Source organism: Pseudomonas cavernicola (genome assembly GCF_003596405.1).
Taxonomy (GTDB): domain Bacteria; phylum Pseudomonadota; class Gammaproteobacteria; order Pseudomonadales; family Pseudomonadaceae; genus Aquipseudomonas; species Aquipseudomonas cavernicola.
Window position 1 is genome coordinate 1,346,194 of the sequence record NZ_QYUR01000002.1, and the last position, 19,586, is coordinate 1,365,779.

Genomic DNA, 19,586 nt, shown 5'->3' on the forward strand with positions numbered 1-19,586 from the left:
ATGAGCGACGAAGATCTGGAACAAGACGAGCTGGAAGGTGGCGCCGAGGATGAAGGCGAGGAACTGGCTGCCGCGGATGACGGCGCCGATGATGACGGTGATAGCGATGGTGAGCCGCTGGTCAAGTCTGGCAAGAAAGCCAAGGCGGCGGTCGACATCGACGAGCTGCCGAGTATCGAGGCTAAGCAGAAGGAACGCGATGCTCTAGAGCGGGCCATGCAGGAGTTTCTCTCGCGTGGCGGCAAGGTGCAGGAAGTCGAGCCGAACGTGGTGGCCGACCCGCCGAAGAAGCCGGACAGCAAGTACGGCAGCCGGCCTATTTAAGTGTCCGGATGCTGACGAAAAAGCCCGCCGTTTGGCGGGTTTTTTCTTTGTGCGCCAGGCATGGCGCGTTGCGCGTAAGCGCAGCCAGCTTGGCTGTGGTGGCCACGCTGGTGACTTGGAGGTGAAAGTCCTCTGCACACCCGGCAAGGGGAAGTGTTAGTCGAAGGCAAGGGTGTCGCGGGCGACTGCGAATCTGAAGGAAGCCCTAGGCAAAATGCTGGCCTGACGAACAGGAAGCGGATAGAGGCGGCGTGGTGGGGTGAGGTGGCAAAGATCACTAAAGCCCAATACTTGCACGGAACGCTACGACGTAGATCCGACAGGCATAAGCAGGAAGGTCGCGCGAATTACCCTGGGAGATCTGTACGTTTGCCACTGTGCTACCTCGCGCCGCGAGGCGCCGGGATGAGCGTGCAGAAGTCAGCCGAGGCCATAGTAAGTGGCGAATAACCGCGCCACCAAGGGCCGAACAGGTTATGCCGCCAGTAGGCGTCAGAGTCTCGTTGAATACCGAAATGCAGAAATTTCTCCCAGAGAAGACTGTTACTCCGAGTCCCGGACAAAATCCGAGGGCAACGACTGACAGCGTGCAGGTATCGACGGCGTCTGTGGCGTGGACGAAAGCGGAGCCGGACACGCTGATGGCGCGGGTACTTGCACCGGCCAACCTCAAGCGTGCGTATCACCGCGTGGTCAGCAACAAGGGCGCGCCGGGTGCCGATGGCATGACGGTCGACGAATTAGCGGGCTACGTGAAACAGTATTGGCCAACCCTCAAGGCAAGGCTGCTGGCCGGCGAGTATCACCCACAAGGTGTACGCGCCGTCGAAATTCCCAAGCCCAAAGGCGGCACAAGACAGCTGGGTATCCCCAGCGTCGTGGACCGCTTGATCCAACAGGCACTGCTGCAACAGCTCACGCCGATCTTCGACCCACTGTTCTCAGATTACAGCTACGGCTTCCGTCCGGGCAGAAGCGCTCACCAAGCTATCGAAACAGCCCGTGCCCATGTGGCGGCGGGTCACCGCTGGTGCGTGGAACTCGATCTGGAGAAGTTCTTTGATCGGGTCAGCCACGATGTGTTGATGGCCCATGTGCAGCGTCAAGTTGAAGACAAACGGGTGCTCAGGCTTATTCGCCGTTATCTCGAGGCCGGAGTGATGTCGGGCGGGATCGCCAGTCGACGGCAGGAAGGGACGCCGCAAGGCGGCCCGCTCTCGCCGTTGCTGTCGAACATTCTGCTCAACGAGCTCGACCAAGAGCTGACGCGGCGGGGCCATCGCTTCGTGCGTTATGCCGATGACGCGAACATTTACGTGCGCAGTCAGCGGTCTGGCGAACGAGTGATGGCCAGCGTTGAGCGCTTCCTGAGTCAGCGACTGAAACTGGTGCTGAACCGGGATAAGAGCCGAGTGGCACGCTCGTGGGTTTGCGACTACCTGGGCTATGGGATGAGCTGGCATCAACAACCAAGACTGAGAGTGGCCCCCCTGAGCCTGCGTCGCTTGCGCGACCGACTCAGGGGGCTGCTGCGCCGCGCGCGGGGCTGCAAGATGGCGACTGTCATCGAGCGGATAAACCCAGTGCTGCGCGGCTGGGCCGGCTACTTCAAGCTGAGCCAGAGCAAGCGGCCACTTGAGGAGCTTGATGGCTGGGTTCGCCATAAACTTCGTTGTGTCATTTGGCGCCAATGGAAACGGCCCTCTACGAGGGCGCGCAACCTGTTGCACCTAGGACTCAGCGAAGCGCGGGCCTATACATCAGCGGGCAACGGTCGAGGCCCATGGTGGAACTCGGGAGCGCCACATATGAATCAGGCGTTACCGAAGAAGCTGTGGGATCAACTCGGAGTGGTCTCGATACTGGATACGATAAACGGGCTTAGCCGCATAACTTGAACCGCCGTATACGGAACCGTACGTACGGTGGTGTGAGAGGACGGCGGCTGTGAAGCCGCCTCCTACTCGATTTAGCGCGGCGGCTCTAGCCTTGTAAGCCTTGTAGGCTGGGTAGAGCGAAACGACAAAACGGCAGGGAAGCCGTTTTGCACAGCTTTAGCTGCCCGCAGGGCGAGGTGCATGAATGCACCTCATGAAACCCAGCGGCGAGCAGAACTGGGTTTTGGCGCAAAGCACCTTTACCCAACCTACGTCTTGGCCCATCCGCGCAGCACGGCCGGTAGCTCGGCCAGGCTATGAATCTCGGCGTCGGGGCGCTCGGTGGCGCTCCAGTCCTTGTGCTCGGGGTTGAACCAGATCGCGCGCATCCCGGCCTCACGGGCGCCTTGAATGTCGTCACTGGGATGGTCGCCGATATGCACGGCGGCGCTGGCAGCCACGCCGGCACGCTGCAGGGCGGCACGAAACGGTCGTGGATCGGGTTTACCGACCCCCAGCTCTTCGGCGCACAGCGCGAACTGGAAGTAATCGGCCAGGCCCAGGCGGCGTACGTCGGCATTGCCGTTAGTGATTACGCCGAGGATGAAGCGGCCGGCGAGGAGCTCCAGGGTCGGCACGGTTTCGGCAAACAAGGTGATGCGATGGCGGGCATGGAGCATCGCCTGGAATGCGCCCTCGGCCAGGGCCATGGCTTCCTGATGAGGGTAGCCGACACCTTCCAGGGCGTGGAATAGCGTGCGTCGGCGCAATTCGCTGAGCCGGTGCTTGAGCGTCGGCTCGCTTTCCAGCAGCTTGCTGCGGATGGCCCACAAATGCTCGACTGGCAATGCGCCCAGCTGCGGTGCATGGATTGTCAGCCAGTCGCGCATCGCGGCTTCCGCGCCTTCAATCACCGGGCGGTTGTCCCAAAGGGTGTCGTCGAGGTCGAAGGTGACCAGTTGAATACTCATTTAGTCTTCTCGGGCAGAGCGAGAGCTGCTGCGCTTGTTGATCTGGCGTTGAAAGCCGGCTCGGCCTGCTCATTTACGCTTTGTAGACTCTGCGGCTTCACCTGTTTTTGCCTTGTCCCATCTTCGCTCGGAACGCTCTCGCGCTGCCCGGCTTTGGCTCGTTTGGCCCGAGGGTGGGCGCTGTCATAGACTGCGGCCAGATGTTGGAAGTCCAGATGGGTGTAAATCTGCGTCGTGGCGATATCGGCATGCCCGAGCAACTCCTGCACGGCGCGCAGATCTTGCGAGGACTCAAGCATATGGCTGGCGAATGAGTGTCGCAGCATGTGTGGGTGCAGATGCTGACCCAGTTCGCGGACCCCGGCTTGGCGCACCCGTAGCTGAATCGCCCGCGGGCCCAAACGGCGGCCCTGCTGGCTGATGAAGACCGCACCATCCGAGGGATTGGCCAGGGCGCGCAGCGGCAGCCAATTTTCCAGCGCCTGGCGAGCCATGCGACCGACTGGCAGCACGCGCTGCTTGCCGCCTTTGCCGAGCACCTGCACCAGGCCATCGGCCAGATCGAGTTGCTGCAGGTTCAATCCGGTCAGTTCGGACAGGCGCAATCCGGAGGAATAAAACAGTTCGAGGATGGCCTGGTCGCGACGGGCGATAAAGTCGTCCTCCACCGCGCCGTCGAGCAATTGCAGGGCGCGGTCGGCATCCAGCGTGCGCGGCAAACGGCGTTCGCGCTTAGGTGGGGACACACCGCTGGCGGGATCATGCAGGCAAATACCTTGGCCGATCAGAAACTGGTAGAGACCACGGGTTGCCGAGAGGAGCCGCGCCAGGCTGCGGCCCGACAGGCCTTGCTGGTGCAGGCGGGCGATGAAGCTACGCAGGCTACGTACATCGAGCTTGGCCCATTCGGCGATGGCCTGCTGGTCGCAGAGTTCGAGCAACTTCAGCAAATCACGCCGGTAGGCTGCGAGGGTATTCGGCGACATTTGCCGTTCACTGCGCAGGTGTTCCAGGTAGGCGTCGAGACAGGCTTGCATGAAGACTCCGGCGCTGGCGGTGCGGTGCACCGTTGGTGGGTTACGCCCTGCGGGCTAACCCACTCTACAACCTCAAGCTGCTTTCAGCGTACCGAGCGTAGCGGTGTGGCGAAGCGCGGCAAGACGCGGGCAAGGACTTCGGCGATGTAGCCGAGAAACAGCGTGCCTAGGGAGCTTTTGTAGTGCTGCGGATCGGGGCTGCCAATCGCCAGGACGCCATGCAGGCCTTGATAAGTCAGGGCGACCACGGCGACGGAGCCGACGTTCTCGCGTTCTTCTTCGCCGAACAGGAAGGCCAGTTCATGGCTACGCAGCACGCCACAGATGGTCTTGCCGCCAGCCAGCAGCCCGCCGATGGCTTGATGGGCCTCGGCACTGCTGACCCAGCGACCGACCGGCATCGGCGTTTCATTGAACAGAATCAGACTGACGAAAGGGACCTGGAACTCATGGCGCAGGCTGTCTTCCACCGCACTGACCACTTCTTCCAAACTCACCGCGTCGAGCAAATCGAGCACCAGGCGGCGAGTCTTGTCGAACAGGCGGTCGTTGTCGCGCGCCACGTCCATCAGCTGTGACAGACGATGGCGCATCTCGATGTTGCGCTCACGCAGCAGTTTGACCTGGCGCTCGACCAGCGACACTGCTTCACCGCGTTGATGCGGGATGCGCAGCTCGGGAAGCAGCTCGTCGTGATCGACGAAAAACTCTGGATGGGCACGTAGATAAGCGGCGACCGCCTCGGCATCGAGGGGCTGCGGCGGGTCCTGGCGCTTGTCGGTCATAGACGAACCTGTCCTTCGTAAACCCGGACGGCGGGTCCGGTCATCATAACCGGCTGCCCAGGCCCTGCCCACTCGAGGGAGAGACGACCGCCGGGTAGCTCGATCTGCAGCGGCGAGTCCATCCAACCCTGGTTGATGGCCGCGACCGCCGCGGCGCAGGCGCCAGTACCGCAGGCTTGCGTCTCGCCGGCGCCACGCTCCCAGACACGCAATTTGGCATGCTGGCGGTCGAGGACTTCGAGGAAGCCGACATTGACCCGCTGCGGAAAGCGCTGATGGTGTTCGAGTTTCGGCCCCAGGCTATGAACCGGCGCGCCGTTGACATCGTCCACACGCAACACCGCATGCGGGTTGCCCATGGATACGGCGGCCAGCTCGACGCTTTGACCGTCGACTTCGACCTGGTAGCTCAAGGCTTCGCTGTCGGCCTGGAATGGGATCTGCGCCGGAGTCAGGCGCGGGGCGCCCATGTTGACGCTGATCTGCCCGTCCGGGCGGACATCCAGTTCGATGATCCCGCCAGAGGTTTCGACGCGGATTTGCCGCTTCATGGTCAGGCGCTTGTCCAGCACGAAACGGGCGAAGCAGCGGGCGCCGTTACCGCACTGCTCCACTTCCGAGCCGTCGGAGTTGAAGATGCGGTAGCGGAAATCCACGTCGGGGTTAGTCGGCGGTTCGACCAGCAGCAACTGATCGAAGCCAACCCCAGTATGACGGTCGCCCCATTGTTTGGCGTGCTTGGGCAGGATGTGCGCGTGCTGGCTGACCAGGTCGAGGACCATGAAGTCGTTGCCGAGGCCGTGCATCTTGGTGAAACGCAGCAACATGACCGTCACTCCGGCAGCAGGCTTTCGCCGGCATAGAGTTCTTGCACGGTCTCGCGGCGCCGCACTTCGAAGGCCTGCTCACCATCCACCAGCACCTCGGCGCAGCGGCCACGGGTGTTGTAGTTGGAACTCATGACAAAGCCGTAGGCACCGGCCGAGCACACAGCCAGCAGATCGCCTTCGGCCAGCGCCAGTTCGCGCCCCTTGGCGAGGAAGTCGCCGGTCTCGCAGATCGGCCCGACGATGTCGTAAAGGCGGGGCTGGCCGTCGCGCGGCTGCACGGCGACCACGTCCATCCAGGCCTGATACAGCGCCGGGCGGATCAGGTCGTTCATCGCCGCATCGACGATGGCGAAATCTTTGTGTTCGGTGTGTTTGAGGTATTCGACCTGGGTCAGCAGCACCCCGGCGTTGGCCACGATGTAACGGCCCGGTTCGAACACCAGGGCCAGATCGCGTCCGGCGGTACGTGCGCGTACGGCCTGGATGTAGTCGCTGACCAGTGGCGGTGTTTCATCCTTGTAGCGCACGCCGACTCCGCCGCCGAGATCCAGATGGCGAATGCGGATGCCGCGCTCGGCCAGCCGGTCGATCAGCGCCAGCAGGCGATCCAGCGCATCGATGAACGGTGGCAAGCTGGTCAGCTGCGAGCCGATATGGCAGTCGACGCCGATCACCTGCAGATTCGCCAGTTCGTTCGCGCGGGCGTACACGGCCTCGGCATCGGCAATGGCGATGCCGAATTTGTTTTCTTTCAGTCCGGTGGAAATGTACGGGTGGGTGCCGGCGTCGACGTCCGGGTTGACCCGCAGCGACACCGGGGCTTGCACGCCCAACTCGGCGGCGACCAGTTGCAGGCGCTCCAGCTCGTCGGTGGACTCGACATTGAAACAGTGCACGCCGACTTGCAGGGCGCGCCGCATATCATCGCGGGTCTTGCCGACGCCGGAGAAGACGATCTTGCTCGGCTCGCCACCGGCGGCCAGTACGCGCTCCAGCTCACCACGGGAGACGATGTCAAAACCTGCGCCGAGACGCGCCAGAACATTCAGTACCGCGAGGTTGGAGTTGGCTTTTACCGCGTAGCAGACCAGATGCGCGACGCCATCCAAGGCATCGGCATAGGCGTGGTATTGCGCGGCGATATGCGCCCGTGAGTAGACATAGGTCGGCGTGCCAAAGCGCTCGGCGATGGCAGACAGCGCCACACCCTCCGCGAACAGCTGGCCTGCGCGGTAATTGAAGGCGTGCATACCGCCTCCTTATTGGGTGTGTTCAGCAGCGGGTTTATCTTCGTCTGGCAGGTACAGCGGGCCTTTCTGGCCACACCCGGTGAGCAACGAAGAGACGGCGACGAGCGCAATAAGGGCAGTAAGTAGCCGCTTCATGGCGGATTCCTTGTAAAAGCAGTGATTGCGCCGGAGTATACCGGCCCCCCGACGCCTTGCCTATGCGCCAAGGTTCCCGTCCGACGGGGCTTGTGGCTAGGATTAAGGACTAAAAAGGAGCTTCGATGGAGAATCCCGCGCCGCTCGCCAGCTCGGTTTCGGTCGCCTATTTGCAAGGTTTGCTGGATTACCTCGGCCGGCAGGGTGTCGAGCCCTGCGCGTTGCTGGCCCAGGCGCAGTTGACCCCGGCGATCCTCGCCCAGCGTGACCAGCGCGTCGCCGCGATGGCTTATCTTGAGCTCCTTAGCCGGGGCGTGGCGCTGACCGGCGATCAGCACCTCGGTCTGCACCTGGGCGAGGCGGTGCGTCCGGGTTACTACGGTGTGCTCGGTTATCTGCTCATGAGTTGTGCGACCCTGGCCGATGCCTTGCACCGCCAGGCGCGCTATGCCGCGTTGGTTGGCAACCTGGGCCGCGTGGATCTGGCCGATGAGCCACCGCGCCCTGGTCTGGAACCGCAGGTGGCGCACAGCTGGCAGCCGTTGTTGCCGCAGCAGCAACGCCTACTGAGCGAAGAAACCCTGGCCGGTTGGACGACCTTTGGCCACTGGATTACCGGCCTGGATATGCCGCCGACCGAAGTGCGTTTTCAGCACCCGGCGCCCCCTGATACGTCGGAACACCAGCGAATTTTCCGTTGCCCGGTGCTCTTCGCCCAGGCGGACAACGCGCTGGTCTTCCCCAAGCGCCTGCTCCAGGCCCCGCTCGGGCAAGCCGATGCGCAAGTACGACAGATGCTCGACGGTTATGCCGACCGGCTGCTCAACGAGCTCAAGCAAGGCCAGCGTCTGCTCGACCGCGCGCGCTTCGAGCTAGCCCGCCAGTTAGCGGCGCAAGGGCCTGACCTGGAGCAGTTGGCGCAGGTTTTAGCGCTGAGCCCGCGCACCTTGCAGCGCCGTCTGCGCGAGGCCGGGTTATCATTCAGCCAACTCGTCGATGAAACGCGCCAGCAGTTAGTGTTGCACTATCTGCGTGATCCGACGCTGGAGCTGGCGGATATCGCCTTTTTTGTCGGTTTCAGCGAGCTCGGCTCGCTGGTCCGCGCGTTCCGCCGTTGGACCGGACAAAGTCCCGCCGAATACCGTCGTCACCTGTGACCCACATCCTGTGGCCGATGCAGCAAGCCCGCAGGCTGCGGGTGCTGCCAACCCTTTCCCTGAGGTAACGCGTAATGAGTTTGACCGAAGCCCGCTTCCACGATCTGGTGGATGCCACCCAGCAGGCTGTTGAAGACATATTCGATGACAGCGGCCTGGATCTCGACCTGGAGAACTCGGCGGGCATTCTCACCGTCCGTTTTGCGAACGGCACCCAACTGATCCTCAGCCGTCAGGCACCGATTCGGCAGCTATGGGTAGCGGCGCGTTCGGGTGGTTTCCACTTCGATTACGATCAGGACAGCGACCGCTGGATCTGCGATACCAGTGATGAGCTGCTAGGTGAGATGTTGGCGCGCATTGCCCAGGAACAGGCGGGCGAGGCACTTGAGTTTGAAGAGCTCTGATTCCTCCATGGCATCGGAGTCGGTGAGCGTTACAGCGCCAGCGGCGGATGAGGTTGTTGTCTCACCCTGCCGCCGCGAGTGCTGCCTGGATGAGCAGGACATCTGCGTCGGTTGCGGGCGTCTGCTCGCGGAAATCCGCGAATGGAAGGCGGCCGACAGCAGCCGCAGGCGGGAAATCTGCCGGGTCGCACAGACCCGAGTGCGCTCGTCATTGCTGAGTGGGCGCTGACCAACACAGCCTTGTTTATTTGTTCGGCTGTGATACGGTCGACCTACACCTCGCCCACCTGAGGTCCGTCAAAACCCCGTCTTCGGTCGGGGTTTTGCTTTTTCTGCGTCCGTCGTAAGGAGAGTCGCACTCATCATGACCACACCGTCGATCACTATCACCCGTCTGGATTTGCAACGCCTGGAGAGTTTGCTCGAGAGCTTGGAAGATTTCGGTCCCGGCGCTAAGGCCCTGGAAGATGAGTTGGCGCGCGCCCAAGTGGTCGGTCACGACGAAGTGCCGGCGGGGGTGGTGACGATGAACTCGCGGGTGTGCTGCCGCGACGAAGGCAATGGCAAGGAATATCACCTGACCCTGGTCTACCCGCAGGACGCTGGTGCCGAAGGTACGGTGTCGATCCTCGCGCCTGTCGGTAGCGCGCTGCTCGGCCTGACGGTTGGCCAGCATATCGATTGGCCGACGCCCGCTGGCAAGCTGATCAAACTGACCCTGCTGGCGGTCGAGTATCAGCCGGAAGCCGCCGGCGCTTACAGCCGCTGAAGTGGCGTTGCGCTGGCCGGCGCCTGGGGGTAGAACTCAAGCGCTCTGTAAGGCGCTATTCAGCGCGGCTTCCAGTTTGGCCTTGTAGCGCAGGTAATGAATGGTCTGTGTCTGCCCATCGCCGAGGATGCGGGAGAGGTCGAGGTCGCTGATGTAGCAGGGGTAGCGTTCGGGCTCGCTGCGCTGGGCGAGAATATGCCGGGCCACGGCGCTGAACAGCTCGGCGCCGTATTCCAGCTCGGAAAATTCGCGATGATTGCAGTACAGGGTGACGTGGATACGCTGCGAGTCCGCCGGCTCGACTATCGCCTGCACATCGTAGAACGGGTGGCTGACCGCCGACTGCGGCGCGGGGCGGCGCTCCAGGCACTGCGCGCGTTGCGGTGCCGGCGGCAGCACCTCGTAGTAGAGGATTTCCAGCGCCGTCGACGGCGCGGAATCATCCAGCGGCAGTTGGGCGTCACGCCGGTACAGCACGGACTGCAGGAAGCGTTGCAGCGGAGTCAGCAGGCTCTGTTCGTCGCGAAACGGCAGACGCTGGCGCCACAGGGCGTTGTGTTCGTCGAGTACGCTCAGTTCGGCTTGGCCTTCCTGTACGCGGTAGAACACCTGAATGCAATCGGGTCTGCCGAATGGCAGGATCAGCGCCAGGTCTTCGCCTTCCAGGGCATGGCGGTCGAGGTGCAGCGGGCTGTAATCCGCCAGCTCCGCGCCGAGCTGTTCGAGTAGCGCCGAGAGGCTAGCTAAGGCGACATGGCTGACTTGCCCGGGGTTCAGTTGCAGCATGTGGTACTGCTGCTGGATCTGCAGCAGGTAGCGCGGGCTACGGTCACCGGCAAAGTGTATGAGGATGTCGCGAAACAGCTCTTCAACCCGCTCGGCAATGGCTTGCGCACGGTTGCGGCAGAAACAGCGCACCCGCAAGGTGGGTTTCTCGCCGCTGGCCGGCAGACTGTTGAGGAAATCGCGCAAGCAATCGAGCAGCGCGTGCGGGCCTTCATAGCGGCTGGTCAGCAACTCGTTCCAACTGTTCAGGCTGACCTGGTCGAGGGTCAGCACCAAGTTTTCGCGAACCCCGGAATACCCCAACGAGTCGGTGCGCCCGCTGGTCATGTGCACGTTCAACTGGCTGTGTTGCTTGAGTGGGTCGAGGCCGACGTTGATCAGCAGCAACACCTCGCTCGGCGTGCTGGCGTGCAGCAGGGCGCGCTCGGTCACCGCAGGCAGCGGCAGGGGCGCCACTTGTTGCAGGCTGGCGAGCAGGTTAGCCAGTTCGAATTCGGTCAAATCGCTGTTGCCTGGATGCAGCGAGAGGCGGGTGCTGCTGTCGATCACGCCGTTGCGTTGACACCAGGCGAGCAGTTCGATCAGCTCGCGTGCGCGCTTGAGTGGCGCGAAGTCCCGCCACTCCTGGCCGCTCAAGTTGCCGTTGAACAGCGCCCACTGGCTTTCGCCGGCCGCTTCTGGGCTCGGGCTGTGCACCAGGGTCAGGTTGTCTTCGGCCAGATCCGGGGCGATCCCCGGATTGATGAATTCGACCTTGCCGGCTTTGCGTTCGAAGGCCGCGTACAGGCGGCGGCCGAGGATGCCGAGGTCGCGACTGTTCAGCGAGCTGGCGGCCTGCTGAGTGCGGGCGAACTGCGAGAGAAAGCGGTAACTGTAGGTCAGTTCGTTGACCAGCAATCGGCGCTCGGCGCTGACCTGGCGGACTTTCCACTGGCTGCGGCTGTCGAGCATCGCCAGTTGTCGGGTGTTCCAGTGCCAGTCGGCGGTCAGGCGTTCGAGCAGCAGCCGTTGCCAGCTCTTGCGGCGGTTGCGCGGTGGGTTGCTGAGTTTCTTGTTGACCTTCAGGTACAGGCAGCGCCGGATCAGCTCCAGCCGTTCGCTTTCGCCCCGCCCGCCCAGGTACTCCTCCAGGCGCCGATAGACCACGATGTACGGGTCCAGCTCATCCAGATCGAGCTGATTGCGGTACACCGCCTGCTTGAAGCGCAGGCTCAGGCATTCCACCTGCGGGTGTTCGCTGGCGTAGACCTCGGTGAGCAGCAGCTTGAGCACGGACTTGTACGGCGACTCGATGCCCTTGAACAGCTGCCACATGCCGGCCCCGATAAACTCGCCGGGCGGGATGTGCGCCAGGTGGCCGAGGTCGAGCACTTCCTCGGCGCGGATAAAACGCTTGGACAGCAGCAGGTGGGTGTACTCGGCGTAACGCTGCTCCTCATACACCGGCACCAACCACCAGAGCGGCGTGCGCCCGGCCAGCCAGAGTGCGGTGCGGTAAAACTCATCGAGCAGCAGGTAGTGCTGGGTGGTGCCGCAGTCGTCGGAGGTCAGCTGCGCCTCGCGGTCGCCAACGGTGAAGCGTGCCGGGTCGATCAGGAAAAAGTGCGCCTCGGCACCTTGGCTCGCGGCCCAGGCTCCGAGCAGGTCGCACTTCTTGCGCAGCTCCAGCAGTTCCTGGGTGGAAAAGCCTGGCGCGTGGCAGACCCAGACGTCCATGTCGCTTTGCTCGGCCTGTGCCACGGTGCCCAGGCTGCCCATCAGGAACAGGCCGTGGATTGGCAGCGGTGGATTCCCTCGGCGCGCCTTGTAGAGGAAGGAGCGGGTCAGGCGCTGGGCTTCGGCAAGCAGTTCGTCGTCCGGCTCGAAACCGGACAGGCCGGCCGGAGTGGTGCTGGAGACATAGCCTGGCAGCAGCGGATGATTGACATGAAACAGCAGCGGCAACAGCTTGAGCACCAGTTGCTGGCGCGTCGACAGCGCCTGCATGGCCCGCTCCAGGCGGCCGCTGTTGACCTTGAGAAAGCGTGCGCGTAGCTGTGCCAGCACCTTACGGTCGATACCCTCGTCGATTTCTGGGCGAATTTCCTGGGTGCGCGTCATAGCCAACTCATGCCGGGTGGTGGCCTAAGGTTATCAGCCCACGAATACAGGTGGCAGAGTCTAGGAGTCGGTCGGATTTAGACGTCCGTAACGAGACAGTCTGGGGTTGAGACCGGGTTTTCACTCAGTCGAGGCGAATAGCCATTCTCTTTAACGAGGTTGAGTGGAAAAACGGGCCAATCTCCAGGCCTTCGCAGTAGGGTAGTTCTAAGCCCGACAGACGCCCAGGATCGCCCGCGTCGCCGGCAGCTTGAGGGCTGCGACGACGGGAGATGAGAGGTGTTTAGGCGGGCTCTTCGACCGCCAGGATGGTCAACAGACTTTGCGCATGCTCCGCGGCATCCAGGCCTAGGCTGGTCAGGTAACCGCCATCCGTTTGGGTGATCAGACCTTTATCGTGCAAGCGTTGCGCGGCGGCAACGGCCTTGGGTGAGGCAATCTGATGAACCTTGAGACCCTCCTGGGTGTTGGCCAGGTTGAACAGCGCAAGAATTTCCAGTTCGGCAATCAGCTCGGGGGTAAAGGACATGTTCGCTCCAGGCTCTTGTAGTAGTACGCCGGCCATCAGCGATGTCCGGCTGGAGTAGCCCCGGCAGCAACGGGCAGGGGGTTTTGCCAGTGTAGCGAGGAGTCGCTCGTTGTGTTGGGTTTTACGACTGTCGCCAAGTTTCAAGAGTTTGCCGATGGTGAATGAGACCGTAGGCTGGGTACCGTGTTGGGTCAGACACTCAGGACTCTGCCGGCAGTTCCGGTAACGCGCGCAAGGCTTGTTCATACCAGGCGCTGTCGAAGGGTCGATCCTCGTCCAGCATGGCGTCGATTTCGTGGGCCAGCACCAGCGCCATCAACTGCAGGATCTCTTCGCGCGGGTAGCCGACCAGAGTCAGTTTATTGAAAGTGGCTTTGGCTGCCGGCGGGTTATCGGTTTCGATCTGGTTTTCGATGGCTTGGGTCAGAGTAGCTTCGGCGAAGGCTTCTTCGCTCTCATCGTGCTCGCTCATGGGCGGACTCCTGCGGAATGAACCGGCAGTGTGCCACGAGCGGCTGCCGGATGCTGTGGCGCGAGCATTCATGGCTCTGATGCTACTGGGCGCCAGCACGCAGTCAGTTTATAAAAGCGGACGCCCACCCCACACGGATCGGAGATTTTCATGCTCAAGCTCTACGGCTTTGCGGTCAGCAACTACTTCAACATGGTCAAGCTGGCGCTGCTGGAGAAGGGCGTGCCCTTCGAAGTGGTCGACATGCATGGCGGTCAGGGCGACGAGTTCCTCGCCATCAGCCCGCGCGGCAAGGTGCCGGTGTTGCAGACCGAGCAGGGCTTTATCAACGAAACCAGCGTGATCCTCGATTACCTGGAAGACCGCCAGAGCGGCCAAGCCCTGCTCCCGGCCGAGCCTCACGCGCGCGCCTATGTCCGTTCGTTGATGCGCGAAATCGAGCTGTACATCGAACTGCCGGCGCGTGCCTGCTACCTCGAAGTGTTCTTCGGTGGGCGGGTCGATGAGGCGATCAAGGCCAAGGCCAAAGGCGATCTGCTGGCGGGGGCCGCCACCCTCAAACGCCACGGCAAGTTCAGCCCCTATGTGGCCGGTGAGCGTTTTAGCCTGGCGGATATCTACTTTCTCTACAGCTTCGACCTGGCTTGTACGGTGGCGAAGAAGTTGTTTGAAATCGACCTGCTGGCCGACTTCCCCGCAGCCAAAGCGCTGTTTGCTCTGCTCAACCAGAACCCGCATGTACAGCAGGTGGCGGCGGACAAGGATGCCGAGATGGCGGGTTTTTTGGCGAAGGTACGGGGCGGGAAGTAAGGGGGGTGGTTATACGGCGCAATGCCTATCGGTCATTGCGCCGTATGGATCAGCACGGATCCATACCCTGGGGGCAATCAGCGTCGCGGCTTAGCGTCCGGCTAGTAACGCCTTGCCGCGCAGCACTGCCGCCCTTACCTGATTCGGCGCGGTCCCGCCGATATGGTCGCGGGCATTCACCGAGCCTTCCAGGGTCAGCACGGCAAACACGTCCTGATCGATCTGGTCGCTGAATTTGCGCAGTTCTTCCAGGCTCATCTCGGCAAGGTCTTTGCCGGACTCCACACCGTATTTCACCGCATGGCCGACGATTTCATGGCAGTCGCGGAACGGCAGGCCTTTGCGTACCAGGTAGTCGGCCAGGTCGGTGGCGGTGGAGAAACCGCGCAGGGCCGCTTCGCGCATGATGGCGTGCTTGGGTTTGATCGCCGGGATCATGTCGGCGAAGGCACGCAGGCTGTCGCGCAAGGTGTCGGCGGCGTCGAACAGCGGCTCCTTGTCTTCCTGATTGTCCTTGTTGTAGGCCAGCGGCTGGCCTTTCATCAGGGTTAGCAGGCCCATCAGCGCGCCGAACACGCGGCCGGATTTACCGCGCACCAGCTCCGGGACGTCGGGGTTTTTCTTTTGCGGCATGATCGAGCTGCCGGTGCAGAAGCGGTCCGGCAGGTCGATGAACTGGAACTGCGCGCTGGTCCAGAGCACCAGTTCTTCGGAGAAGCGCGACAGGTGCATCATTGCCAGACTCGCGGCGGCGCAGAACTCGATGGCGAAGTCGCGATCCGAGACGCCATCCAGCGAATTGCCGCCAACGGCATCGAAACCGAGGAGTTCAGCGGTGATCTCGCGCTGGATCGGATAGGTGGTGCCGGCCAGGGCGGCGGAACCGAGTGGCATCCGGTTGGTGCGTTTGCGGCAATCGACCAGGCGCTCGTAGTCACGCGAGAGCATTTCGAACCAGGCCAGCAGGTGATGGCCGAAGGTGACCGGCTGGGCAGTTTGCAGGTGGGTGAAGCCGGGCATGATGGTTGCCGCTTCGCGCTCGGCCTGCTCCAGCAGCCCCTGTTGCAGGCGGGTGATTTCGCCAAGGATCAGGTCGATCTCGTCACGCAGCCACAGGCGGATGTCGGTGGCGACCTGGTCATTGCGGCTACGGCCGGTGTGCAGTTTCTTGCCGGTGACGCCGATACGGTCGGTCAGGCGTGCTTCGATATTCATGTGCACGTCTTCCAGATCGACGCGCCAGTCAAAGTTGCCGGCCTCGATTTCGCTCTGGATGGTTTGCAAGCCGGCGATGATGCTGTCGCGCTCGGCATCGCTGAGTACGCCGACCTTGGCCAGCATGGTGGCATGGGCGATGGAACCCATGATGTCGTGGCGGTAGAGGCGCTGGTCGAAGTTGACGGAAGCGGTGAAGCGGGCGACGAAGGCGTCGACGGGCTCGCTGAAGCGGCCGCCCCAGGATTGGTTGGTCTTCTCAATGCTCATGGGATTCGCTCGGCTGATGCGCAAAAACGGGCGGGCCGCGAGTGGCAGCCTGCTTGGCGGACAAAGTGTGCCGATAATAGCAGGGTAAAAGGCAAATTCGCCGCGGCGCTTTGTCGTCTTGCGTCGCGCGCGGCTGACTGGACACTGTTGTGCCGGTCACAGTTTTTAGCGCTGTCAGGTATTTCAGTGCTTTATTTAGCCCAAGCGGCGCCAGCTCGCTTGCCGCCATGCCGGCTCCCACGGAAACTGTGCCGATGCGTATCGACTGGTTCAAAAATAATAACAACACGGCCGCCAATGGCGAATTCTTCCTGCCCGAGCTGTGCCTGCCCGAAGCGTTGCTGGTGCTGGTGCTGCTCGCCGAGCTGCTGGTGTTGGTGCTGGTGCTGGCCGAGCCGATGCAACCGGGGTTCAACTGGGTGCGCCTGGCCCTGACCTCCTTGTTCGTGCAGTGGATCGTGCTGCTCTCGGCCGCCTTGCTCTGTCGCCTCCGCCCGCAGCTGGCGCGTTTGCCCGCCGCCGTCGCGGGCATTCTGTGTTGCCTGATCGTGGTCGCGCTGGCGCTGGGCTGCACCGCAGTCGCCGATTATTACGATCTGGGCGGACCCTTGCCACGCAGTGGCGAGGTCAACCTTTATCTGCGTCATGCACTGATCAGCCTGATCATGTCGGCGCTGCTGCTACGCTATTTCTATCTGCAGAGCCAATGGCGTCGGCAGCAACAGGCGGAACTCAGGGCGCGCATCGAATCGTTGCAAGCGCGGATCCGCCCACATTTCTTGTTCAACAGCTTGAACAGCATCGCCAGCCTGGTGGTGATCGATCCGTATAAGGCCGAGCAGGCGGTGCTGGATTTGTCCGATCTGTTTCGCGCCAGCCTGGCCAAGCCCGGCAGTCTGGTGCCGTGGAGTGAGGAGTTGGAGCTGAGCAGACGTTATCTGTCGATCGAACAATATCGCCTGGGCGAGCGTCTCCAGCTGGAGTGGCTGGTGGCGGGCGTGCCGGAAGATTTGCCGATCCCACAACTGACCTTGCAGCCGCTGCTGGAGAATGCCTTGATTTATGGCATTCAGCCGCGCATAGAGGGTGGCATGGTGCGGGTTGAGGCCGACTATAACGAGGGGGTATTCCAGCTGTGTGTCAGCAATCCCTATGACGAGGGCGGTGAGCAAAAACCCTCGCGGGGTACTCAGCAGGCGTTGGTGAATATAGATGCGCGTCTCGCGGCACTTTTTGGCTCGCGCGCGAGTCTCAGCGTGGATCGCCGTGACGGGCGCCACTTCACCTGTCTACGCTATCCTTGTGCGAGACCTACGCAGGAAGCCAGAGCAATATGAATGTCCTGATCGTCGATGATGAGCCCCTTGCCCGTGAGCGCCTGAGCCGAATGGTCAGTGAGCTCGATGGCTATCGTGTCGTGGAGCCCAGCGCCAGCAATGGCGAAGAGGCGTTGACGCTGATCGACAGCCTGAAACCCGATGTGGTGTTGCTCGATATCCGCATGCCAGGGCTGGATGGCTTGCAAGTGGCCGCCAAACTCTGCGAGCGCGAGGCGCCGCCGGCGGTGATTTTCTGCACCGCCCACGATGAGTTTGCGATCGAGGCGTTTCAGGTCAGCGCGGTCGGCTATTTGGTCAAACCGGTGCGCCCGGAGAGCTTGATCGAGGCCTTGAAGAAGGCCGAACGGCCCAACCGCGTGCAACTGGTGGCGTTGACTCGGCCGGCGGCGGAAAGCGGCAATGGCCCGCGCAGCCATATCAGTGCGCGTACCCGTAAAGGTATCGAGCTGATTCCGTTGGATCAGGTGATCTTCTTTATCGCCGACCACAAATACGTAACCCTGCGCCATGAAGGCGGCGAAGTATTGCTGGATGAGCCGCTGAAGGCGTTGGAAGACGAGTTCGGTGACCGCTTCGTGCGTATCCATCGCAATGCACTGGTCGCCCGCGAGCGCATCGAGCGCCTGCAACGCACGCCGCTTGGGCATTTCCAGCTGTTCCTCAAAGGTCTTAACGGTGATGCGCTGATCGTCAGCCGCCGGCATGTGGCCGGCGTGCGTAAACTGATGAGCAACCTCTGATCGTGCGTCACCGGCCGGGCTGACTTAAGATACGTAGGTTCCCTACGTTCGAGAGTCGCCATGCCGTCCCGCGAAATCCGCATTGCCACCCGCAAAAGTGCCTTGGCCCTCTGGCAGGCCGAGTACGTCAAAGCGCGCCTAGAAGAATTTCACCCAGGGCTGAAAGTCAGTCTGGTGCCGATGGTCAGTCGCGGCGACAAGCTACTCGACTCGCCGTTGTCGAAAATCGGCGGCAAAGGCCTGTTCGTCAAAGAGTTGGAAACCGCACTGCTCGAGCATGAAGCGGACATTGCCGTGCACTCGATGAAAGACGTGCCGATGGATTTCCCCGAAGGTCTTGGTCTCTACTGCATCTGCGAGCGCGAAGACCCTCGCGATGCCTTCGTTTCCAATCGCTATGACAGCCTGGCGGCGCTGCCGGTCGGTAGCGTGGTCGGCACCTCCAGCCTGCGTCGCCAGACTCAACTGCTGGCGTTGCGACCGGATCTGCAAATTCAGTTCCTGCGTGGCAACGTCAACACCCGGTTGGCCAAGCTGGATGCTGGTGAGTACGACGCCATCATCCTCGCCGCGGCGGGCCTGATTCGACTTGGCTTTGGCGACCGTATCCGTTCCAGTATCAGTGTGCTCGACAGCCTGCCGGCAGGTGGTCAGGGCGCGGTCGGCATCGAATGCCGCAGCGCAGACAGCGACATTCAAGCCCTGCTGGCCCCCTTGCACCACCGCGATACCGCCCTGCGGGTGAGCGCCGAGCGCGCGCTGAACAAACGCCTCAACGGCGGCTGTCAGGTACCAATCGCCTGCTATGCCGAGCTGGAAGGCGAGCAGCTGTGGCTGCGCGGTTTGGTCGGTCAGCCGGATGGCGGCCTGCTCCTGCGTGCTGAAGCCCGCGGCCCGATTGCCGAGCCGGAAGTGTTGGGCGTGCGGGTCGCCGAAGACCTCTTGGCGCAGGGCGCGGCGGCCATCCTCGAGGGCGTCTACGGCGAGGTCGATCACCCGTGACCGCCTGGCGGTTGCTGCTGACCCGTCCCGCCGAGGAGTGCGTGGCGCTGGCGGCCAGTCTGGCCGAACAGGCAATCTTCAGCAGCAGCCTGCCGCTATTGGAGATCGAGCCGCTGGCAGAAACCCCGCAGCAGCGTGCGACCATCCTCGATCTGGATCGCTACTGCGCGGTGATCGTGGTCAGCAAACCGGCCGCCCGCTTAGGGCTTGAGCTGCTCGACCGCTACTGGCCACAGCCCTTGGCGGACCAGCCATGGTTCAGCGTCGGTGCTGCCACGGCGCAGATACTTGCAGATTATGGTTTGCCCGTGACCTGCCCGCCGGACGGTGACGATAGCGAGGCTCTGCTCGCGCTGCCGCAACTGCGCGCGGCCTTGGCGGTACATACGCCGCGGGTGTTGATCCTGCGTGGCGAAGGTGGCCGAGAAGCCCTTGCCGAGTGCTTGCGCGGCCAAGGTGTGACGGTCGATTATCTGCAACTCTATCGGCGTCGCCTGCCGGACTATCCGGCTGCCGTTCTACTGGAGCGGATCGCCGCGGAACGCTTGAATGGCCTGGTAGTCAGCAGTGGACAGGGGTTTGCGCACCTGCGCCAACTGGCTGCCGATGCCTGGCCCGAACTGGCGCGACTACCCTTGTTTGTACCGAGCCCGCGGGTCGCCGAGTTGGCACGTGCCGCCGGCGCTCAATCGGTTGTGGACTGTCGTGGCGCGAGCGCCGCGGCGTTGCTGGCAGTCTTGCGGACTCAGTCCGCGCCTGCCCTCTGATGCACAGGATGGA

At 62.5% G+C, this 19,586-nt stretch carries 20 protein-coding genes and 1 pseudogene; 11 read left to right on the top strand and 10 right to left on the bottom strand.

The genetic code is table 11. The annotated features are described in order from the left end of the window. Together sutA and ltrA are read left to right on the top strand one after the other, a co-directional pair. Complete coding sequence (sutA, locus tag D3879_RS06620; protein ID WP_119953266.1) at positions 1-324, top strand: transcriptional regulator SutA; 324 nt, start codon at positions 1-3, stop codon at positions 322-324. A 476-nt stretch (positions 325-800) separates the two neighbouring features. Next, positions 801-2,222 carry a group II intron reverse transcriptase/maturase gene (ltrA, locus tag D3879_RS06625; RefSeq protein WP_119953267.1) on the top strand — a complete coding sequence of 474 codons (1,422 nt, stop codon included), beginning with the start codon at positions 801-803 and terminating at the stop codon, positions 2,220-2,222. Positions 2,223-2,470: 248 nt separating this feature from the next. Here ltrA and D3879_RS06630 read toward each other — a convergent pair whose 3' ends face one another. The 6 genes and pseudogenes from D3879_RS06630 to lptM all read right to left on the bottom strand — a co-directional run bounded on the left by D3879_RS06630 (position 2,471) and on the right by lptM (position 7,209). Further along, positions 2,471-3,172, bottom strand: coding sequence for an HAD family hydrolase (locus tag D3879_RS06630; protein WP_119953268.1), 702 nt, complete (start codon positions 3,170-3,172; stop codon positions 2,471-2,473). Positions 3,173-3,330: 158 nt separating this feature from the next. Beyond that, positions 3,331-4,209: pseudogene (gene xerC, locus D3879_RS06635) on the bottom strand (tyrosine recombinase XerC); the annotation flags it as partial. An 83-nt stretch (positions 4,210-4,292) separates the two neighbouring features. After that, positions 4,293-4,994, bottom strand: coding sequence for a DUF484 family protein (locus D3879_RS06640; RefSeq protein WP_119953270.1), 702 nt, complete (start codon positions 4,992-4,994; stop codon positions 4,293-4,295). Then, positions 4,991-5,821, bottom strand: a complete 831-nt coding sequence (dapF, locus tag D3879_RS06645) for a diaminopimelate epimerase (RefSeq protein WP_119953271.1) — start codon at positions 5,819-5,821, stop codon at positions 4,991-4,993. The genes D3879_RS06640 and dapF overlap by 4 nt, the downstream gene beginning before the upstream one ends. A gap of 5 nt (positions 5,822-5,826) precedes the next feature. After that, entirely contained in the window at positions 5,827-7,074 is a 1,248-nt protein-coding gene (lysA, locus tag D3879_RS06650) for a diaminopimelate decarboxylase (RefSeq protein WP_119953272.1), read from the bottom strand. A gap of 9 nt (positions 7,075-7,083) precedes the next feature. Continuing rightward, positions 7,084-7,209 (bottom strand): LPS translocon maturation chaperone LptM, encoded by a 126-nt coding sequence (lptM, locus tag D3879_RS06655; protein WP_119953273.1) that lies wholly within the window; start codon positions 7,207-7,209, stop codon positions 7,084-7,086. 125 nt (positions 7,210-7,334) lie between these two features. On the opposite strand from lptM, the gene D3879_RS06660 reads away from it, so the two are divergent. From D3879_RS06660 to rnk, 4 genes are all read left to right on the top strand, one after another. After that, complete coding sequence (locus tag D3879_RS06660) at positions 7,335-8,366, top strand: AraC family transcriptional regulator (protein WP_119953274.1); 1,032 nt, start codon at positions 7,335-7,337, stop codon at positions 8,364-8,366. A gap of 74 nt (positions 8,367-8,440) precedes the next feature. Then, a complete protein-coding gene (cyaY, locus tag D3879_RS06665) occupies positions 8,441-8,773 on the top strand; it encodes an iron donor protein CyaY (protein WP_119953275.1) in 333 nt (110 codons plus the stop codon). A 7-nt stretch (positions 8,774-8,780) separates the two neighbouring features. Continuing rightward, positions 8,781-9,002: a DUF1289 domain-containing protein gene (locus tag D3879_RS06670; protein ID WP_119953276.1), complete on the top strand. Its 222-nt coding sequence runs from the start codon at positions 8,781-8,783 to the stop codon at positions 9,000-9,002. A gap of 135 nt (positions 9,003-9,137) precedes the next feature. Further along, positions 9,138-9,542: a nucleoside diphosphate kinase regulator gene (gene rnk, locus D3879_RS06675; RefSeq protein WP_238474214.1), complete on the top strand. Its 405-nt coding sequence runs from the start codon at positions 9,138-9,140 to the stop codon at positions 9,540-9,542. 36 nt (positions 9,543-9,578) lie between these two features. Here rnk and D3879_RS06680 read toward each other — a convergent pair whose 3' ends face one another. From D3879_RS06680 to D3879_RS06690, 3 genes are all read right to left on the bottom strand, one after another. Further along, positions 9,579-12,428: a class I adenylate cyclase gene (locus D3879_RS06680; RefSeq protein WP_119953278.1), complete on the bottom strand. Its 2,850-nt coding sequence runs from the start codon at positions 12,426-12,428 to the stop codon at positions 9,579-9,581. Positions 12,429-12,711: 283 nt separating this feature from the next. Beyond that, the gene (locus D3879_RS06685) at positions 12,712-12,957 is read right to left on the bottom strand and encodes a TIGR02647 family protein (RefSeq protein ID WP_119953279.1); all 246 of its coding nucleotides are present in this window, start codon (positions 12,955-12,957) and stop codon (positions 12,712-12,714) included. Between the two features lie 199 nt (positions 12,958-13,156). Further along, positions 13,157-13,429, bottom strand: a complete 273-nt coding sequence (locus D3879_RS06690) for a hypothetical protein (protein WP_119953280.1) — start codon at positions 13,427-13,429, stop codon at positions 13,157-13,159. A gap of 150 nt (positions 13,430-13,579) precedes the next feature. Here D3879_RS06690 and D3879_RS06695 point away from each other — a divergent pair, with 150 nt between their 5' ends. After that, positions 13,580-14,239 (top strand): glutathione S-transferase family protein, encoded by a 660-nt coding sequence (locus D3879_RS06695; protein WP_119953281.1) that lies wholly within the window; start codon positions 13,580-13,582, stop codon positions 14,237-14,239. A gap of 90 nt (positions 14,240-14,329) precedes the next feature. Here D3879_RS06695 and argH read toward each other — a convergent pair whose 3' ends face one another. Next, on the bottom strand, positions 14,330-15,724 hold the full coding sequence (gene argH / locus D3879_RS06700; protein WP_119953282.1) for an argininosuccinate lyase: 1,395 nt from the start codon (positions 15,722-15,724) through the stop codon (positions 14,330-14,332). Positions 15,725-15,978: 254 nt separating this feature from the next. On the opposite strand from argH, the gene D3879_RS06705 reads away from it, so the two are divergent. Genes D3879_RS06705 through D3879_RS06720 form a run of 4 tightly spaced genes read left to right on the top strand, consistent with a single transcriptional unit; the run spans position 15,979 to position 19,573 of the window. Further along, a complete protein-coding gene (locus D3879_RS06705) occupies positions 15,979-17,061 on the top strand; it encodes a sensor histidine kinase (RefSeq protein WP_119953283.1) in 1,083 nt (360 codons plus the stop codon). After that, positions 17,058-17,804 (top strand): LytR/AlgR family response regulator transcription factor, encoded by a 747-nt coding sequence (locus D3879_RS06710; RefSeq protein ID WP_119953284.1) that lies wholly within the window; start codon positions 17,058-17,060, stop codon positions 17,802-17,804. Before D3879_RS06705 ends, D3879_RS06710 begins: the two co-directional genes overlap by 4 nt. A gap of 60 nt (positions 17,805-17,864) precedes the next feature. After that, positions 17,865-18,806: a hydroxymethylbilane synthase gene (hemC, locus tag D3879_RS06715; protein ID WP_119953285.1), complete on the top strand. Its 942-nt coding sequence runs from the start codon at positions 17,865-17,867 to the stop codon at positions 18,804-18,806. Next, positions 18,803-19,573, top strand: coding sequence for a uroporphyrinogen-III synthase (locus D3879_RS06720; protein ID WP_119953286.1), 771 nt, complete (start codon positions 18,803-18,805; stop codon positions 19,571-19,573). Before hemC ends, D3879_RS06720 begins: the two co-directional genes overlap by 4 nt. The last annotated feature ends 13 nt before the right edge of the window (positions 19,574-19,586 follow it).